Here is a 17,850-nt window from a genome sequence, read left to right as displayed (position 1 = left end):
TAATGTTTTTATTGATTTACAATCAATGTGTTTATAAATTTTATAATTCGGATGAACCATTCAGGAGAAGGTCTATTGATCTACCGACGGGGCAAAAAGTTGTTATACCAACTTTGAAACTCTCAGGTCTTGGTTACAAGTAGAACTGCATGGGGACGAATCTCTGGAGAGACTCCCTCTCGCTTTCATAGAGCGCGGAGGAAAACGAGCACCGAAGGAGCAAATCCGCTACTTTAGCGGATAATCTCTCAGGTAAAAGGACAGAGACAAGCGAAAGAAAAAGCCGATTGTATCGGTTTATTTTTCTATCCCTTGTTTCTCCAGAGACCATTTCATTTACTTGAAGTGGTTTTTATTTTTTCTAAAAAAGGAGAATAAAGATGGAGACAGTAAGTAAAGTATTAGAACAACTAAATCAATACGTGTGGGGATTACCAACTTTGTTGCTACTCGTTGGAACAGGTATCATTCTCACAGTGCGTTTAAAAGGTTTACAGTTTAGTAAACTATTATACGCTCACAAACTAGCATTTAAAAAATCAGAAGATGCCTCTTCTTCTGGAGATATTAGTCACTTCCAAGCACTTATGACAGCTATGGCCGCAACGATTGGTATGGGAAATATAGCCGGTGTTGCAACAGCTGTTACAATTGGTGGTCCTGGTGCAATATTTTGGATGTGGATTACCGCTTTATTCGGTATGGCAACAAAGTATGCAGAGGCAATACTTGCAGTGAAATACCGTGTTAGTAATGAAAATGGTGAATATTCAGGTGGACCAATGTATTATTTAGAGCGTGGTTTAGGTAAGAAATGGCTTGCTATATTATTCGCTATATTTGGTACAACTGCTTCTTTCGGTATTGGTAATATGGTGCAATCTAATTCAGTTGCAGAGGCAATGCGAATTAATTTCTCTTTCCCTCCTGCTTTAACTGGTATAGTAATGTCATTTTTAATCGCAATTGTTATTTTAGGCGGTGTAAAAAAAATCGGGAAAGTGACGGGATATGTCGTTCCTATTAAAGCTTTCTTTTATATAATTGCTGGTCTTATCATTATTTTCTATCACTACGACCAAATTCCAGAAGCATTTTCACTTATTTTTTCTGGTGCATTTAATGGTACAGCAGCTGCTGGTGGTTTTATCGGGGCAACAGTTGCATCAGCTATCCAAATCGGAATGGCGCGTGGTGTATTTGCGAACGAAGCTGGTTTAGGGAGTGCACCAATTGCTGCTGCGGCTGCAAAAACTGATTCGCCTGCAAAGCAAGCTTTAGTTTCAATGACTGGTACTTTTCTAGATACGTTTATTGTATGTACAATTACAGGACTAGTATTAATCACTACAGGCGCTTGGAAATCTGGTAAAACTGGCGTTGAAGCTACAACACTTGCATTCCAATCTGTATTTGGTACTGCTGGTAGTATGATTCTCGGTATCGCAATTATTTTATTTGCCTACTCTACTATTTTAGGTTGGTCGTATTATGGAGAAAAATGTGTAGCTTATTTATTCGGAGAAAGTGCAGTTAAATATTATAAAGCAATCTTTATTGTCATGATTGCAATTGGTGCTAATTTAAAGCTAGGAATCGTATGGACATTTGCTGATATTGCAAATGGACTTATGGCAATTCCAAACTTGATTGGTCTAATTGGATTAAGTAGTATTGTTGTTGCTGAAACGAATCGTTTTTTACAAGCAGAGAAATTGAAAGAAAATAATAAAAAACAGGCAAGTTAATCTATGAAAAAAGGAATGACTCATACATGATGAGCATTCCTTTTTTCATCCCCTCTTTTACTCAATTACTATCATTAAAAATATATTTATATCAATATTTACTCCTTTTTATTCCTCCAAAAGTTTTTCACATAAATGTCATAAATCGTATGGTCTAACTATATAGTTGAAAAGGAATGCGACATTAAAGTGTCGCTGAAAAACTCATCCAAGAAAAGGGAGGAAAAATCTTTTGAAAAACAAAATCTTTGTTTTCCTATCTGTTTTATCATTTATTATTGGTGGTTTCTTCTTTAACACGAATACTTCAAGTGCTGAAACATCATCTACTGATTACGTTCCTAACCAATTAATCGTTAAGTTCAAACAAAATGCATCTTTAAGTAATGTGCAATCTTTTCATAAATCTGTCGGAGCTAATGTCTTATCTAAAGATGATAAGTTAGGTTTTGAAGTCGTACAATTTTCAAAAGGTACTGTAAAAGAAAAAATAAAGAGTTATAAAAATAATCCAGATGTGGAATATGCAGAACCGAATTATTACGTTCACGCCTTTTGGACTCCAAACGACCCATATTTTAATAATCAATATGGATTACAAAAGATTCAAGCTCCACAAGCTTGGGATAGCCAACGAAGTGATCCTGGTGTAAAAGTAGCTATTATTGATACAGGAGTTCAAGGCTCACACCCTGATTTGGCTTCGAAAGTAATTTACGGGCATGACTATGTTGATAACGACAATACATCTGATGATGGTAATGGTCATGGTACACATTGCGCTGGAATTACTGGAGCACTTACGAATAACAGCGTCGGAATTGCTGGTGTTGCCCCACAAACTTCAATTTATGCTGTCCGCGTATTAGATAATCAAGGAAGTGGTACTCTTGATGCTGTAGCGCAAGGTATTCGAGAAGCTGCTGATTCGGGTGCAAAAGTAATTAGTTTAAGTTTAGGAGCTCCAAATGGTGGTACTGCATTACAACAAGCCGTTCAATATGCATGGAATAAAGGCTCTGTTATAGTTGCAGCTGCTGGAAATGCTGGAAATACAAAAGCTAATTACCCTGCTTATTACAGCGAAGTAATTGCAGTTGCTTCTACAGATCAATCAGATAGAAAATCTTCATTCTCTACTTATGGTAGCTGGGTAGATGTTGCAGCACCAGGTTCAAATATATATTCAACATATAAAGGAAGTACGTATCAATCATTAAGTGGTACATCTATGGCAACACCTCATGTTGCAGGAGTCGCAGCTCTTTTAGCAAATCAAGGATATAGCAATACACAAATCCGCCAAATTATTGAGTCTACTACTGATAAAATTAGTGGTACAGGTACGTACTGGAAAAACGGTAGAGTCAATGCATATAAGGCTGTACAATACGCTAAGCAATTACAAGAAAATAAAGCTTCTTAATAAATAAAGTAAAATTTTAATCAGTCGATCTACCATTAATGCCGGATAAAATAGAAGGAGAGACTTCTACAATTAAAGCCTCTCCTTTTTACAAACTATATTACTCTCCCTGCTTTTTAACCATATGTAAATACAGTACAAAATCCATCATTGTTGACGAATGACCAAGTTGACGGATCATCGCTGTTATATTTCCTCTATGATATGTACCATGATTTACGACATGTTGCACTAATTCTAAAATCGAAGTTTCTAATTTCCCTACATATGGATTCTCAATAACAAATACAGCATTCACATCTTGTATTGTAATTAAAAACTCTTTATATTGATTTGCCATGTTTTCAAACATTTTTTCTAATTCATGTAACGATTTAGTTTCAATTTGTTTTCGTAAATCTTCTCGGTCTTGTATTGCTTCATCCATACTTTTACCATGCAATATATGTAACCACACTTGATCTGTAATATAAATATGCACAAAAGTATCCTTAATGGATGGGAATACACTCTGTATCTGCTCATTAAAAATCGTCTCATAGTTTGGTAACTCTTTTAATCGATTGAATAATCTAGTATTAGCCCAAGCATGGTAATCACACTGTTTTAATATATAATCTTTCAACTTATATTACCTCCTTATTGTATGAAACGAATGGTTTGTTTCTTCATTTCTGATTCTCTATCAGCCTTTGCAATCCCTTTTTCTTTCATTTCATGCTTATTTATCGTTTTATATTTTACATACGTATAAAATTCCGTTTGAAATGGAAATGGTGTAATCCGAATCGTTTCCTCGTCCACCCATTCAGCTTGAATAAGTTTCTCCTCTTTACTATTAAACATTTCTGTTCCTTCAAAACCATCTTTAAATAAGTCAATTTCATCTTTCTTTTTGACACCAGGCTTATTCATACATACGTATAAAGAAAGTTCATCACAAAACTTTAATAATCTATAATGTTTATCGAACATCGCAAACTGTTCCTTTGTTAACGTTTTCAAAATTCTTTTTTGTCGTTCTAATTCATGTTTATAAAATGACATCATCTCTTCATCTTCCTCGTTTAGTGGAAATGATAAAAAATGTTTACTACAAAGCAATGCCCCGTATGGATTAGAATTTTCAATTTCATTCAAACCAATCGTATAAAAAACAAAACGTAATGGGCTTGGACAATCCATAAATGTATATGGAATATTTTTAGCATCATTCAAAATTGGTACTTTATCAAGCTCTATCCATCCTCTGTCATGCTCATATATTGCATCAACTGTTTCTTTTAAATATGTTTTACTTTCAAAAAAGTCTTCTTTTATATGTTTTGCAATCTCTCCAGCTAAAAAACCATGATCATGTTGACGAATTAATATACTTTCCTTCTCATTTTTTTCACGAAAAATCATTCATATACTCCCCCTCATCCTCATATTAAAGCTTTTTATATGCATCGATTCTTAATTAATCCCTAAATAATAGAAGGGATTCAGTCTCTTGCAACGAAATTAACATAATTATATAGTATTCTATCTAATCATAGTGATAGCTTTATGTTTACTATCTATTATACTAAAACATTCATTCCAAAAATTTTTTTATGAGGTGAAAACATGAACAAAACAGAATTAATTAAAAACGTAGCTCAATCAGCTGATATTTCTCAAAAGGACGCTTCTGCAGCTGTACAATCCGTATTTGACACAATTGCTAATGCATTACAATCTGGAGATAAAGTTCAACTAATCGGTTTTGGAACTTTTGAAGTGCGCGAAAGATCTGCTCGTACAGGACGTAATCCGCAAACTGGCGAAGAAATTCAAATCGCCGCTGGTAAAGTTCCTGCATTTAAAGCAGGTAAAGAATTAAAAGAAGCTGTTAAATAAACAAGAAACCAGCCATTTTATAGGCTGGTTTCTTGTTTTTATTTAAGTAATTGCTTTATATTCTCTGCATGATACACTTCACAAATATAAAATACACATTTGCATTTACTTACAATTTGATACTTTCTAGTTGGATACACATTCGCTGTAACAGAACATCCATCAAACAATTCAATAATATTTCCAGATGGCTGATATCCTTCATATAATACATTTCTTCTTACTTCCATCTTTTCTATAAGCTTTTCAACAGGAATATTTCCACTCTCTAATTCACTCTTTATTGCGTCCGGTAAAAACGAAGTGTCTGCAAAAATTAGATTTTCAGATAACACCTTGCCTTTATAACTAATATTAGATACACGGTAAAGAAATGTTCCATCTTTATCAAAGAAATTCTTTGCTTCTTTCGGAATGTACTGTCTACCAAGTGCCTCTTGTTCAAGAACATCAAACTGAACTGTATCATTTAAAAGCTTTTCTAAAGCATGAATGGATGATGTATCTCCAGAAAATAAAATATTTTTAATTGCTTGTACGTTATAAGTGAATTCATTCTTTCTATTTTCCGCTACTAACATGAGGAACACCTCTTCTATAATTTTTTTATTTAAGATTTAAAAGTGCTGCCGCATCTAATTGCGTAATTTCAGTTACTTCCTTACTGAATATTGCAACAGAGGCCCTATAATCTAAACTAGGCTTTACATCTTCCATCATTGTATTATTTAATAACTCTTGTCTATCCTTAAAAACCAACAAGTTTGGAGGATCATTTGGAGCTGATACTGTAATATGTACTGGCGGAATCATTAGTCCTTCACCTGTCGCTTTCAGCACCGCTTCTTTTCGAGTCCAATATGTTAAAAATCCTTCTATTTTCTGTTCATTTGGCAGTTTCATAACTTGCGCTATTTCAATGTCTGTTAATACACCTTCTGCCATTTTCATAACATCTACATTTGGATTCATTTGTTCTACATCTATGCCAACAGGTGCAGATTTTGTAAAAGCAACGACAACCCACTCACCTGAATGTGAAACGGATAATTGCGGCATACCTTCTGGTAATTGTGGTCTTCCATGCTGCAATTTACATACTGAGCACATTCGATCAATTGGTACTTGGACTGGTGACATAGAAAGTATCTTACCGAGAACTAATCTACTTATTACGCAACCTATTATAAAACGAGCTCGATCTGCCGAATGGTGATACGAATTTGCTTTCTCTCGCTCTATATCATTTAGTAAATTGTAATGCCATGATTGTAAATCTGAAATTCTTGCCCACCATATTTGACAATCATTCTCATTCAAAGTTGGAATAGAATCTACAACTTTACTTTCTATCATGTAAACTCTCCTTTATTCAACGAATATCAATTTTCATAAGAAAGCATGCGTATATTGTTATTCATTGACAAGTACTTTCTCTTTTTCTGATACAGATAATGTTTTTTCTTTCTTCTTTGACATTACCTCTTTATCGGAAATACGTAAAGAAAATAGTAGTGCTATGAGCAAAAATATTGCTGATCCAATTAGTGCTGCTTGATATGGTAAAAAATCGAATTGAACGTTATTACTTCCAAAACCGGCTAGTATACTAGCTAAAACAGCTACTCCTATTGCTGAACCTAGTCGATTTTGCACATTGAATATAGTAGTAGCTCTCCCCATAGAAGGCGGCGTGATATTGTTAAAGGCAGAAAATTGAACCGCACCGACAGATTGACCTAAGAAAATACCGATACCAAACAATAATGCGCGGATTTGCCACGGATTCGTATCGTGATTTACAAAACTCAATAAAACAAATATAACCGCCGTACATATTAATCCAATAGAAATTACCTTTCGAGCTCCTAATTTCTTATATGACCATGGCACAATTTGTGAAGAAATCATTAATCCAATCGCCTCTGGAAATGTCGTAAGTCCTGATTCTAGCGCGGAAACTCCTATCACATTTTGATACATAAGTGGAAAAACAAATAACATTCCTAATAAACCGGCTGATGAAAATAATGATATAAGGCTCATCTTTCTAAAGACTGGTTCTTTTAATAAGCGTAAATCTAACATCGGTTGCTTTACTTTCAGTTCTACGATTATAAACAACGTAATGAATACACCCCCAGCTACCCCGGTACTCATAATTTCTGGAGAAATCCATCCTTTTGACGGTCCCTGGCTGAGTGCATATATGAGCATCGCAAATCCTGGTGCTGATAAAATAAAGCCGAGCGAATCAAAGCGACCAGCTGATTTTTCAACATGCTCTGCTAAAAATAGAAGTCCAAAGAGCAATGCAACGATTCCAAACGGTAGATTAATATAAAATACCCAACGCCAAGACATTTGATCTACAAAGAAACCACCGATGATAGGACCAACTGCTGGTGCTACAGCAATTGGCAGTACAATGAACCGGGAAATCTTCGGTCTTTCCTCTGGTGAAAATGTTCGGAATAACATCGCCATTCCGACCGGTGTTAAAAGCCCTCCACCAGCACCTTGAATGATACGGAAAATATTCAATGAAGTAATATCGTTAGCCATTCCGCATAAAGCAGAGGCAATTGTAAATACGAAAAGAGCAATTAAAAATACTCTTTTCGTACCAAAACGATCTCCTAACCAACCAGAAATCGGAAGGAAAACAGCTAAACTAACTAAATACCCAACATTCACCGTCCCCATTGCAGATGCAGGTACTTGTAGTTCCCTACTTATCGTTTGCAGTGCTACATTTACAATCGTTGCGTCCATCGCAGCCATAAACATCGCAGTTATATAAACGATACTTACAACTACTTTTGGATTTAGTTTTTCTTTCATTATCGTTTTCCTACTAATGTTTTTTCGCGAACTTGATTACCTTGTGGATTCAAATCTTTCCAGTTATATTCAACATATTCTAAGCAGCTCTGCCTACTAGCTTCTTCATATACGACATTCCAGCCAATAGGTACATCGAGAAAAGCAGGCCAGAGAGAATACTGGCCCTCCTCATTTATTAATACTTTATATGTGTAATTATCATTTTCAAATGGATTCGTCATACTCTACTTACCCCTTTCTTATTCTGCAAATATTTCGCTAATACTTGCCCAATTTCCGTAAGTGGACCTGGCTGACATAGATCTTTATGTCTACAATCAATATCGTGCTGCACAATTTGCCCGTCTAAATAATTTAGCCACGTATTTGGAGAAATAGGATCAAACCAGTCTGGTATAACAGTAGATCTAAAGAATAAGATATCTCCGTTATAAACTTTCGGTACATATTTCCCTAACAACCCTACTGAATTTACATATGTTTCTTTCAAGTTCAATATAGTCTCTTCTTCAAGACTTGCTAATGCACTTCCATCTTTACGAAGGATTTCAACTGCACTTTCCATTGTAAGGGGTTTACCATCCATGTTATCTGGATCATATCCGCCTAAAGCAAGTAATGCAATTAACGCTTCCTCTTCAGTAGGCGCTTCCGTATTTGGTAAGAAGTGTCCAGGATAAGAATCAAGCATAACGAGTAATTCTACTTCTTCCCCTTCATTTTGTAGTTGCGCCGCCATTGCATGCACAACATTTCCTCCAAGCGACCAACCTAATAAACGATATGGTCCATAAGGCTGTACTTCACGAACATGTTTCAAGTAATCCGCCGCCATCTCCTCTAAACTTTTTGGAAGTTCTTCATTTTTAGCAATACCACGTGCTTGTACACCATAGATTGGATAATCTGTTCCTAAAGATTTCATAAGTCCTGCATAGCACCAACTTAATCCACCTGCTGGATGTACACAAAATAGTGGTAATGGATCCCCGCTTGCTCGTAATGGAAGCAACACATCAAGTGCACTTTGACCATTCCCCATCTCAAGTCTTTCAGCTAACCCTGCAACAGTCGGTGCTGCAAATAAAGTACCAATGTTTAGTTCCACTCCAAGCGCCTCTTTCATGCGGCTCATAAGCTGCACTGCAAGGAGTGAATGACCACCAAGATCAAAGAATCCGTCATCAATTCCAATTTGAGGTACACTTAGCACTTCTGTAAACAAGTCACATAACATTTCTTCTTGCGGTGTTCTTGGACCACGACTAGAAGATGATGCGATAAATTCTGGAGCTGGCAATGCCTTTCTATCTAATTTACCGTTTGGAGTTAAAGGTAACTCATTTACTACTACAAAAGCGTATGGAACCATATAATCTGGTAAACTACCACTAGCAAACTGACGCATTTCATTCGTATCAATTGCTTCATTATTTGATGCAACGATATAAGAAACTAACCGTTTATCCCCTGGTTGATCTTCACGTACAATAACGGCTACTTGCTCAACTTTAGGGTGCTTCATTATGACTGCTTCTATTTCTCCTAATTCAATTCGGAATCCACGAATTTTGATTTGATGATCTGCACGTCCTATATAATCTAGCGTCCCATCATTACGCCAGCGAGCTAAGTCTCCTGTACGATACATTCTTGTACCTGGCTTGCTAAATGGATCTGCGATAAAGCGTTCAGCCGTTAATCCTGCTCTTCCTAAATATCCACGCGCAAGTCCTGCACCTGCAACATACATTTCTCCAACTACTCCAGGTGGGACTGGTTGTAAATAGTTGTCTAACACATACACTTTAAGGTCAGGTATACTGTACCCAATTAAACTATTTGCTCGTAAAGAGACGATAGTTTCATCTAATTCAATATAACTAACATGCACTGTCGTCTCCGTAATACCGTACATATTAATAAGCTTTGGTGCGTTATGAGGATGTCGACTATACCAATCTTCTAAGCGACTTAGCTCAAGTGCTTCTCCTCCAAAAACAACATATCGTAAAGATAATTTTTGGCCGATCTCTTCATTTTCACGATCTGCTTGCATCAATTGATAGAACGCTGATGGAGTTTGGTTTAAAACCGTAACCTTTTCTTTAACAAGAAGCTGTAAAAATTCTTTCGGCGAGCGACTTACAGTATGTGGAACTACAACTAAACGCCCTCCGTATAATAAAGGTCCCCAAATTTCCCAAACCGAGAAATCAAAAGCGTATGAATGGAACATCGTCCAAACATCGTTTCCGTCAAACTGGAACCAATGATCAGTTGCTCCTAAAAGTCTTACTACATTTTGATGAGGTATCATAACGCCTTTCGGTCTACCCGTTGAGCCTGACGTATAAATAACGTAAGCAATATGTGATGGAGATAATGGCTTAATTCGTTCCACTTCATCAATATTTTCTTCACTATATTTCTCAACTTCTGCTAGTACTTTCACATCATCAACTAAAACTTTTAGTGCCTCATCACATTCAATTTCCACTTCTGAATTCGTTAAAACACGTGATGGTTTCGCATCGTGTAGCATAAATGAAATACGGTCTGCTGGGTAATCTGGATCTAACGGAAGGTATCCAGCACCAGCTTTAAGAACAGCTAATAAGCTTACAACCATGTTTAATGATCTTGGCATCGCTAAAGCAACGAGTTGATCAGGACCAATCCCTTTTGCTATTAGGAATCGAGCTATTTTATTTGCTTTTCTATTTAACTCTTCATAAGTTAATTTCTTATCTTCAAAGACAACAGCAATAGAATTTGGATTTATATGAACCTGCTTTTCAAACAATTGTGGCAATGTCATTTCTGGTGCAATTTGAAAACCACCATTCCACTTTTCTAACACTGTATTTTTCTCTGCTACAGCTAATATTTCTAATGTGCCAATTGATCGATCCGGATTTGTAGCTGCATCATCTAATAACAAAATGAATCGTTCTATTAGTTTTTGAACCGTTTCACGTTTATATAAATCGGTACTAAACTCTAGTAATCCATGTAAACCGTTCGGAGTACCATCAACTCCGTTATTCTCACTAATTTCAAATGTTAAATCAAATTTTGCAGAACCGACGCTTTGAATTTCAAGGCTCGCTTCTAAATCTGGTACATGAAACGTTGCTTCTGGTGTATTTTGAAAAGCTAACATAACTTGAAACAACGGGTGGCTGTTTCGAGTACGTACTGGATTTAATACTTCAACAAGCCTTTCAAATGGAACATCTTGATTTTCATAAGCTGCAAGGTTTACCTGCTTCACTCTATTTAATAATTCTTTAAAACTTGGATCTCCTGAAGTATTTGTACGTAACACTAATGTATTTACAAATAAACCAACAATATCTGAAAGTACATCATCATTTCTTCCAGCAATCGGACTTCCAATGGGTATATCAGTGCCTGCACCTAATCTTGTAAATAGTGCACTAAGCCCTGCTTGCAATACCATAAACAAACTAACTCCATTCTCACGTGCAAGCTCTACTAACCTACTATGCATACCTTCATCTATATGAAAATGAATTGTTTCCCCGCGGTAACTCGTCTCAATTGGACGCTGGAAATCTGTAGGTAACTCCATTTGGTCTGGTAAACCTTTAAGTTCTTCTTTCCAAAAATCTAATTGTGTTGAAATAAGACTCTCTGGTGTCGTTTCATCACCTAGCAATTGCTGTTGCCAAAGTGCATAATCTGCGTATTGAACTGGAAGTGACTCCAGCTGAATTCTGTCCCCTTGACATCGCGCTTTATACGCCGCTGTAAAATCTCTCGTTAACGGCTGTAATGACCAGCCATCACCTACAATATGATGTAATAGAATTAATAATACATGTTCGTTTTCACTCACTGTAAAAAGTTGTAAACGAACTGCCGGCTCAAAATCGAGGTTAAAGCTATATCTTACCGCCTCTGAAAGTACACTTTCTAATTCATCTTTACATGTATTAGTTATAACCATTTCTAGATTTAAGTTTTCCATATCTAAAATTTTCTGATAGGAACTACCTAATACGTTAGGGAAAATTGTTCTAAGTGTTTCATGTTTCTCAACTACATCATAAAAAGCACCTTGTAATGCTTCCCGATTCAATATTCCATTCATACGAATGACTAGCGGAATATTATAAGTAGGACTTGGACCTTCTAAACAATTTAAGAACCATAACCTGCGCTGTGCAAATGAAAGTGGAACTTCATTTGGCCTACTTGCTTTCTGAATAGCTGGTCTTGCGCTTTTTGCATGGTTTAATTGTTTCGCCAGTTCGGCAACAGTTGGTGATTCAAATAGTTTCCCAATTCCTAATTCCACACTTAACGTTTCACGAATTCTAGCCATTAAACGAGATGCGAGAAGTGAATGTCCACCCATTTCAAAGAAATTATCATCAATGCTAATTCGAGAGACACCAAGTACTTCTGCAAATAAATCACATAATATTTCTTCTTTCGGATTTCTAGCAACTCTCTCATTGTTCATTCCATTAAAATCAGGAGCAGGTAATTTCTTTCTATCCACCTTACCATTTGGCGTTAATGGTAATTCTTCTAGCACAACAAATGCTGATGGTATCATGTAATTCGCTAAACTTTCTGAAACATAAGAACGAATTTCTGAAAGATTAATCGGTTCCTTTTCTTCTGCAACGATATACGCAATGATGCGTTTATCATTTGCATGATCTTCTCGTACCATTACTACCGCTTGTTGAATATTTTTATGTCGTTGTAATACCGTTTCAATTTCAGCTAATTCAATTCGGAATCCACGAATTTTAATTTGATGATCTGCGCGACTAATGTACTCTAACGCACCATCACTACGCCATTTCACAAGATCTCCTGTACGGTACATGCGCTTCCCTGATTCTCCATAAGGATTTGCAACAAACCGTTCAGCTGTTAACTCAGGTTTTCCTAAATATCCGCTTGCAAGTCCTTCCCCTGCAATATATAATTCACCAATAGCTCCAGGTGGAACTGGTTGTAACCCTGCATCCAATACATACACTTCTGTATTGCAAATTGGTTTTCCAATAGGAGGTATACCCTTTTCACCTTCATCAATGTTCATGAAAGTAGACCAAATCGTCGTTTCAGTTGGTCCATATAAATTAGTTATTGAGCAACCTAATTCTCGTAATTTATTTGCTAAATGCGCTGGAAGAGCTTCACCACCAACAAGTATGCTTAGCCCTTGTAGCTTCTCTGGATAATCAGTTACTAACGCCTGCCAAAGCGTCGGTGTAGCCTGCATAATGGTCACTCTTTCTTCATGTAAAAGTGTCGTTAATGCAGAAGGCTCTTGTATGTCTTCTTTTTGCGCAATTGTTAAACTTGCACCACTAATAAGAGGTAAATAAATTTCTAGTGCAGAAATATCAAATGCAAACGTTGTAACTGCTAATAAATGATCATTTTCATTTAATGAAAACTTTTGTTGCATAGCCATTAAAAAGTTACTTAAACCTCTCATAGGAACAATTACACCTTTTGGGTTTCCTGTTGAGCCTGAAGTATATATTGTATAGGCTGGGTTTAACAGTGATACATCATTCTTACATGCTATATTCATACGAGAATATGTATGTAACGCTAGTTTCGTTTCTTCGTCATCTAATACAATTTTTTTCATATCCTTTTCTATAACTAACTTAGATGAAACAGATGAATGTGTTATGATACAAACTGGTTTTGCATCATTTACTATATAAGTAACTCTATCTGCTGGGTATTCTGGATCTATTGGTAAATACGCTGCACCAGCCTTTAAGACTGCTAGCATACTAACTACCATTTCTATTGATCTAGGGAATACTAAAGCTACAAACTGGTTTGGTCGTATTCCTTCTTCTACTAAATAATGTGCTAGTTCATTCGCTCGTTCATTTAGCTCTTTATACGTAAGGTTTACACCGTCACAAGTAATCGCTAGTTTATTGGGATTTTTTTGCACTTGTTTTTCAAATGATATAGGCAGACTGATTAACTCATCGTCTTCCTTCGTTTCATTCCATTCCAATAAAACTTTATGATTTTCTTCAGGCAGAGTAATGTTTATTTTTCCAATCGACTCGTTTTTCTCATAATTATTTACTACTAATTCAAATAGATTCATAAATCTTTCTTTATGCAATGCTAGCTCCGCGCCATTATATACTTCGGGATTCGCATCAAAATGAATCATTAGCTCATTTTGATCAAAACGTTTATATACATTTATTGATAAATCATCGACAGGTCCTGCTGATAAGTTATGCGTAATACCACGATTTCCAGCAAAGTTAAGCCCGTAATCAAAAGGCATAACATTCACTAACGGTCCAAACAACCTTTGATTTTCACCTAGTAACTTTAAGTCTCTTCTTAATTCCTCATGACGGTATTTATAATGGCGACGTACATCTCGGATTTCTTTAGAAACTTGTTGCAATAATTCTGCAAGAGTTATATTTGGAGTTACTGTAATACGAAGTGGAACTAAATTCATTACCATACTTGGTGTATGAATAGATACAGAACCTAGACGTCCCATCATCGGTAAACCTAAAACAATATCATTTTCACCTGTTAATTTATGCATATAAATACTTGTTATAGCGACAATGAATTCCGGCCAACTTGTTAACGAAATATTGATATCTTCTAGTAAAGTTTTCGTGCTAGAACTAGATAAATAAGCTGTTTCTCGTGAAAATCCATTTGATGTTCTCGGTGCTCGTTCTGCCAAACTTACAACTTCTGGTTCATCTGCATACTTTTCTAACCAAAAAATACGATCTTCCTGAAATTGTTTAGACTCACGATACTCAATATCTTCTTGCACGACTTTTGCAAGAGAACCAAATGGTTTTTCATTCTTGTTTGTTTCTTCTATAAGTGATGTATACTCATTCGCTACCTTTTGGCTAAGAAGTGAAAATCCATAGCCATCCATCACAATGTGATGGATGCGCTGATACCAAAAGAAACGATTATTTTCAACTTGAATAAGTGCTTCAGTAAATAATGTATCTTTTTTCAAATTGACTGGTATAGATAAATCATTTTTCATCCATACTTTAGCAGCTTCTTCAGGATTTTCTTCTTTACGAACGTCAATAAAATGCATATGAAACTGTGATTCTTCAATAACTTGCCATGGGCCAATTTCATCCTCTTCGAAGCGAACATGAAGTGCTTCTGTTTCCATTACAACTTTACGTACAGCTAATTCAAAAATGTCTTGATGAATATTTCCGTTTATTTCTACATATTCCCCAGTATTATAAATTGGATTAAGCGGATCTAATTGTTGCGCAAACCACATACCAGACTGCGCAGATGATAACGAATGACGAATCTTTTGACTGTTAGGCATTCTTTACTACCCCTTTATTATGTAGTCTATTTGTTACAGCACCTGTGCTGTTTGTGAAGATAGTAAACTGTACCAACCTGCAACAGTTGGATGTTCTGCTAAATCTGCAAAAGTGATTTCTTTCCCTTCACGACGCCACTTCTCTACTAAACTCATAATTCTGACCGAATCAAGCCCTCTATTTAATAAGTCCTCATCAATATCAATACTCTCTACTGGCTCACGAAGTAGTTGTGCAACTAGTTCATGCACTTCCTGTATAGTGATTCCTTCACTCTCATCATCTTTTACACTTTGTAAATCGTTTAACAGTAGGTTTGTTGATGTCGTTACTGCACATCTATTAGATGCATACTCCAATGCTTGTTTATGATGCTCTAGTGAAAAATCAGCAACTGCATCTGCTACAAAGAACGGCTCTATACCATCCATAAATGCTTCACAAGCTGTTAAAAGACAGCCAATATGCGCATAAATACCGCAAATAATGAGTTGATCTCTTCCTTGTTCATTTAAAATTTCTAATAGATTTGTCTTTTTAAATGCACTATATCTCCATTTTGTTATGAATATATCATCCTCATCAGGAGTAAGTTCATCAACAATTTTCTTTTTATCTGGTCCAGCAGGTATACCGTCACCCCAAAAGTCTTGTAATAAACCTCGTTGTTCTAACGTTTGCCCACCAGGTTGTGCTGTATAAACAACTGGTATACCAAGTTCCTTACATTTTTCTCTTATCATTTTAATATTTGAAATAAGTTCTACTTTTGGTGATTCTTTATCGCTATATGCATCAAGAAAGTATTCTTGCATGTCATGAATTAAAAGTACTGCACGTTTCGGATCTGGTGTCCAATTCACTTTATTTTTTGGTAGTTCTGATTCAATTGGCATTTTATATACTGAAATAGATGGGATAGCCATCTAATCACTTCCTTCCGATTTTTATTATTGTTTTACTGTAATAAGCTTTTCAGCAATGACTTTACGTAGTTCTTTTTTGCTGACTTTTCCGACTCCTGTTTGCGGGAATGCTTCAATAAATTCAATTCGATCTGGAATTTTATAAGCCGCTATACCACGTTCTCTTAAAAACATTTTTAATTCACTTACTGCCGGAACTTGTCCGCGAACTATAACAAAAGCACAGGTGCGTTCACCTAAATAATCGTCAGGCATAGATACGATTGCTACGTCATGGATCGCATCGTGTGCTAATAGATGATTTTCAACTTCTTCCGCAGCAACTTTCTCACCACCACGGTTAATTTGATCTTTATCTCTTCCTTCTACAATGATGTATCCTTGTTCATTTACTTTTACAAGATCACCTGTGCGATAAAACCCATCCTTTGTAAATGATCGTGCATTATGCTCTTCGGCTTTATAGTAACCACGAATTGTATATGGACCTCGTGTTAATAAACTACCTACTTCGCCCGGTTGTACATCGTTGTCATTTTCATCAACAACTCGTACTTCATCGAGTGCAGACATTGGTCTACCTTGTGTATGAATAATAATTTTTTCCGGATCGTCTAATCTTGTATAGTTCACTAATCCTTCCGCCATACCGAATACTTGCTGTAACGTACATCCAAATGTAGGGCGTATACGTCTTGCAACCTCAGCGCTAAACTTAGCACCACCTACTTGAATAACCTCTAAGCTCGATAAATCGGCATTACGAGAAGATGCAGCATCAAGCCAAATCATTGCTAATGGCGGAACGAGCGCTGTAATTGTAACTTTTTCTTTTTCAATAAGAGCAAAGGCCTCATCTGGACTACCACCAGTTGCCAATACCACTTTTCCACCCGCATAGAAAGTTCCAAATGTCCCTGGAGAACTCATTGGGTAATTGTGTGCTACTGGAAGAACTGCCATATAGACGCTTTCTGCATTCAAATTACAAATTTCAGCGCTAACACGTAAACTATAAATATAGTCATCATGTGTTCTAGGAATTAATTTAGAAAGACCTGTTGTGCCTCCTGATAATTGGAGAAACGCAACATCACTTGGCTGAACTTCTGGTAATGAGACGGGATCCATATACAGATCATTTATGTTCACAAACTCTTCTTCTTCTCCCACTACAATTACATGTTGTAAAGTTGGCACTTTCTCTTTCACTTCTCTTGCTAGTTTTCGATAATCAAAACCGAGAGCCTTATCTGAAATAACGTAAGCGCTCGCCTCGCCAAAATCACAAAAATAACTAATTTCACTGCTTCGATGTGACGGCAGTGCAAAGACAGGAAGCGCTCCAATTCGAAATAGTGCAAAACATATTTCGAAAAACTCGATAATGTTAGGTAACTGGATTACAACTCTGTCCTCTTTCTTTATTCCTAAATTTAGTAAACCTGCTGCTAAACGATCTACCTTTTTATTAAGTTCACTATATGTTATATGCTTCTTACCACTTACAACCGCGATTTGATCTCCATATTTCTCAGCCCGCTCTCTTAACACTCCTCCAAATGTTTCACCAAGCCAACATCCTTCTTCTCGGTAACGATCGGCAAATTCTTTTGGCCATTCTGTATAACCTACTAGCATTC

12 protein-coding genes and 1 riboswitch are annotated in these 17,850 nt (G+C 36.2%); of the genes, 3 read left to right on the top strand and 9 right to left on the bottom strand.

Going from position 1 to position 17,850, the window contains the following annotated elements:
- Nucleotides 1-153 precede the first annotated feature (153 nt).
- Nucleotides 154-274: riboswitch (glycine riboswitch) on the top strand.
- Nucleotides 275-380: 106 nt separating this feature from the next.
- Together V6946_RS11870 and V6946_RS11865 are read left to right on the top strand one after the other, a co-directional pair.
- A complete protein-coding gene (locus V6946_RS11870; protein WP_000451035.1) occupies nt 381-1,748 on the top strand; it encodes a sodium:alanine symporter family protein in 1,368 nt (455 codons plus the stop codon).
- A 232-nt stretch (nt 1,749-1,980) separates the two neighbouring features.
- Nucleotides 1,981-3,174 carry a S8 family peptidase gene (locus V6946_RS11865; protein ID WP_406622316.1) on the top strand — a complete coding sequence of 398 codons (1,194 nt, stop codon included), beginning with the start codon at nt 1,981-1,983 and terminating at the stop codon, nt 3,172-3,174.
- A 100-nt stretch (nt 3,175-3,274) separates the two neighbouring features.
- Here V6946_RS11865 and V6946_RS11860 read toward each other — a convergent pair whose 3' ends face one another.
- Together V6946_RS11860 and V6946_RS11855 are read right to left on the bottom strand one after the other, a co-directional pair.
- A complete protein-coding gene (locus tag V6946_RS11860) occupies nt 3,275-3,799 on the bottom strand; it encodes a DinB family protein (protein WP_016122462.1) in 525 nt (174 codons plus the stop codon).
- 14 nt (nt 3,800-3,813) lie between these two features.
- Entirely contained in the window at nt 3,814-4,581 is a 768-nt protein-coding gene (locus V6946_RS11855; RefSeq protein ID WP_006918586.1) for a DUF3891 family protein, read from the bottom strand.
- A 204-nt stretch (nt 4,582-4,785) separates the two neighbouring features.
- On the opposite strand from V6946_RS11855, the gene V6946_RS11850 reads away from it, so the two are divergent.
- Entirely contained in the window at nt 4,786-5,058 is a 273-nt protein-coding gene (locus tag V6946_RS11850; RefSeq protein ID WP_001043905.1) for an HU family DNA-binding protein, read from the top strand.
- Nucleotides 5,059-5,096: 38 nt separating this feature from the next.
- Here the strand turns inward: V6946_RS11850 and V6946_RS11845 are convergent, their stop codons facing one another.
- From V6946_RS11845 to V6946_RS11815, 7 genes are read right to left on the bottom strand one after another with little or no spacing between them, the layout of a single operon-like run.
- Nucleotides 5,097-5,639 carry a hypothetical protein gene (locus tag V6946_RS11845; protein WP_006918582.1) on the bottom strand — a complete coding sequence of 181 codons (543 nt, stop codon included), beginning with the start codon at nt 5,637-5,639 and terminating at the stop codon, nt 5,097-5,099.
- A gap of 25 nt (nt 5,640-5,664) precedes the next feature.
- Nucleotides 5,665-6,414: a 4'-phosphopantetheinyl transferase Sfp gene (sfp, locus tag V6946_RS11840; RefSeq protein ID WP_006918580.1), complete on the bottom strand. Its 750-nt coding sequence runs from the start codon at nt 6,412-6,414 to the stop codon at nt 5,665-5,667.
- 57 nt (nt 6,415-6,471) lie between these two features.
- Nucleotides 6,472-7,902, bottom strand: coding sequence for an MDR family MFS transporter (locus V6946_RS11835; RefSeq protein ID WP_006918579.1), 1,431 nt, complete (start codon nt 7,900-7,902; stop codon nt 6,472-6,474).
- Nucleotides 7,902-8,126, bottom strand: a complete 225-nt coding sequence (locus tag V6946_RS11830; protein WP_000184059.1) for an MbtH family protein — start codon at nt 8,124-8,126, stop codon at nt 7,902-7,904. The genes V6946_RS11835 and V6946_RS11830 overlap by 1 nt, the downstream gene beginning before the upstream one ends.
- On the bottom strand, nt 8,123-15,280 hold the full coding sequence (locus tag V6946_RS11825; RefSeq protein WP_366981832.1) for an amino acid adenylation domain-containing protein: 7,158 nt from the start codon (nt 15,278-15,280) through the stop codon (nt 8,123-8,125). Before V6946_RS11825 ends, V6946_RS11830 begins: the two co-directional genes overlap by 4 nt.
- A gap of 33 nt (nt 15,281-15,313) precedes the next feature.
- Nucleotides 15,314-16,207, bottom strand: a complete 894-nt coding sequence (locus V6946_RS11820; protein ID WP_006918577.1) for an isochorismatase family protein — start codon at nt 16,205-16,207, stop codon at nt 15,314-15,316.
- 24 nt (nt 16,208-16,231) lie between these two features.
- Nucleotides 16,232-17,848 carry a (2,3-dihydroxybenzoyl)adenylate synthase gene (locus V6946_RS11815; RefSeq protein ID WP_366981831.1) on the bottom strand — a complete coding sequence of 539 codons (1,617 nt, stop codon included), beginning with the start codon at nt 17,846-17,848 and terminating at the stop codon, nt 16,232-16,234.
- Between the last annotated feature and the right edge of the window lie 2 nt (nt 17,849-17,850).

Origin of the sequence: Bacillus sp. PPSBB_2, assembly GCF_045291115.1 — a bacterium.
Taxonomy (GTDB): domain Bacteria; phylum Bacillota; class Bacilli; order Bacillales; family Bacillaceae_G; genus Bacillus_A; species Bacillus_A cereus.
The sequence above is the reverse complement of the archived record's forward strand: the minus strand, read 5'-3'. Positions and strand labels throughout refer to the sequence as shown.

Bases quoted from the DNA above. Each gene is read 5' to 3' on its own strand.
- V6946_RS11815 (WP_366981831.1), bottom strand. From the start codon at position 17,848: ATGCTAGTAGGTTATACAGAATGGCCAAAAGAATTTGCCGATCGTTAC.
- V6946_RS11825 (WP_366981832.1), bottom strand. From the start codon at position 15,280: ATGCCTAACAGTCAAAAGATTCGTCATTCGTTATCATCTGCGCAGTCT.
- V6946_RS11835 (WP_006918579.1), bottom strand. From the start codon at position 7,902: ATGAAAGAAAAACTAAATCCAAAAGTAGTTGTAAGTATCGTTTATATA.
- V6946_RS11830 (WP_000184059.1), bottom strand. From the start codon at position 8,126: ATGACGAATCCATTTGAAAATGATAATTACACATATAAAGTATTAATA.
- V6946_RS11820 (WP_006918577.1), bottom strand. From the start codon at position 16,207: ATGGCTATCCCATCTATTTCAGTATATAAAATGCCAATTGAATCAGAA.
- V6946_RS11855 (WP_006918586.1), bottom strand. From the start codon at position 4,581: ATGATTTTTCGTGAAAAAAATGAGAAGGAAAGTATATTAATTCGTCAA.
- sfp (WP_006918580.1), bottom strand. From the start codon at position 6,414: ATGATAGAAAGTAAAGTTGTAGATTCTATTCCAACTTTGAATGAGAAT.
- V6946_RS11845 (WP_006918582.1), bottom strand. From the start codon at position 5,639: ATGTTAGTAGCGGAAAATAGAAAGAATGAATTCACTTATAACGTACAA.
- V6946_RS11850 (WP_001043905.1), top strand. From the start codon at position 4,786: ATGAACAAAACAGAATTAATTAAAAACGTAGCTCAATCAGCTGATATT.
- V6946_RS11870 (WP_000451035.1), top strand. From the start codon at position 381: ATGGAGACAGTAAGTAAAGTATTAGAACAACTAAATCAATACGTGTGG.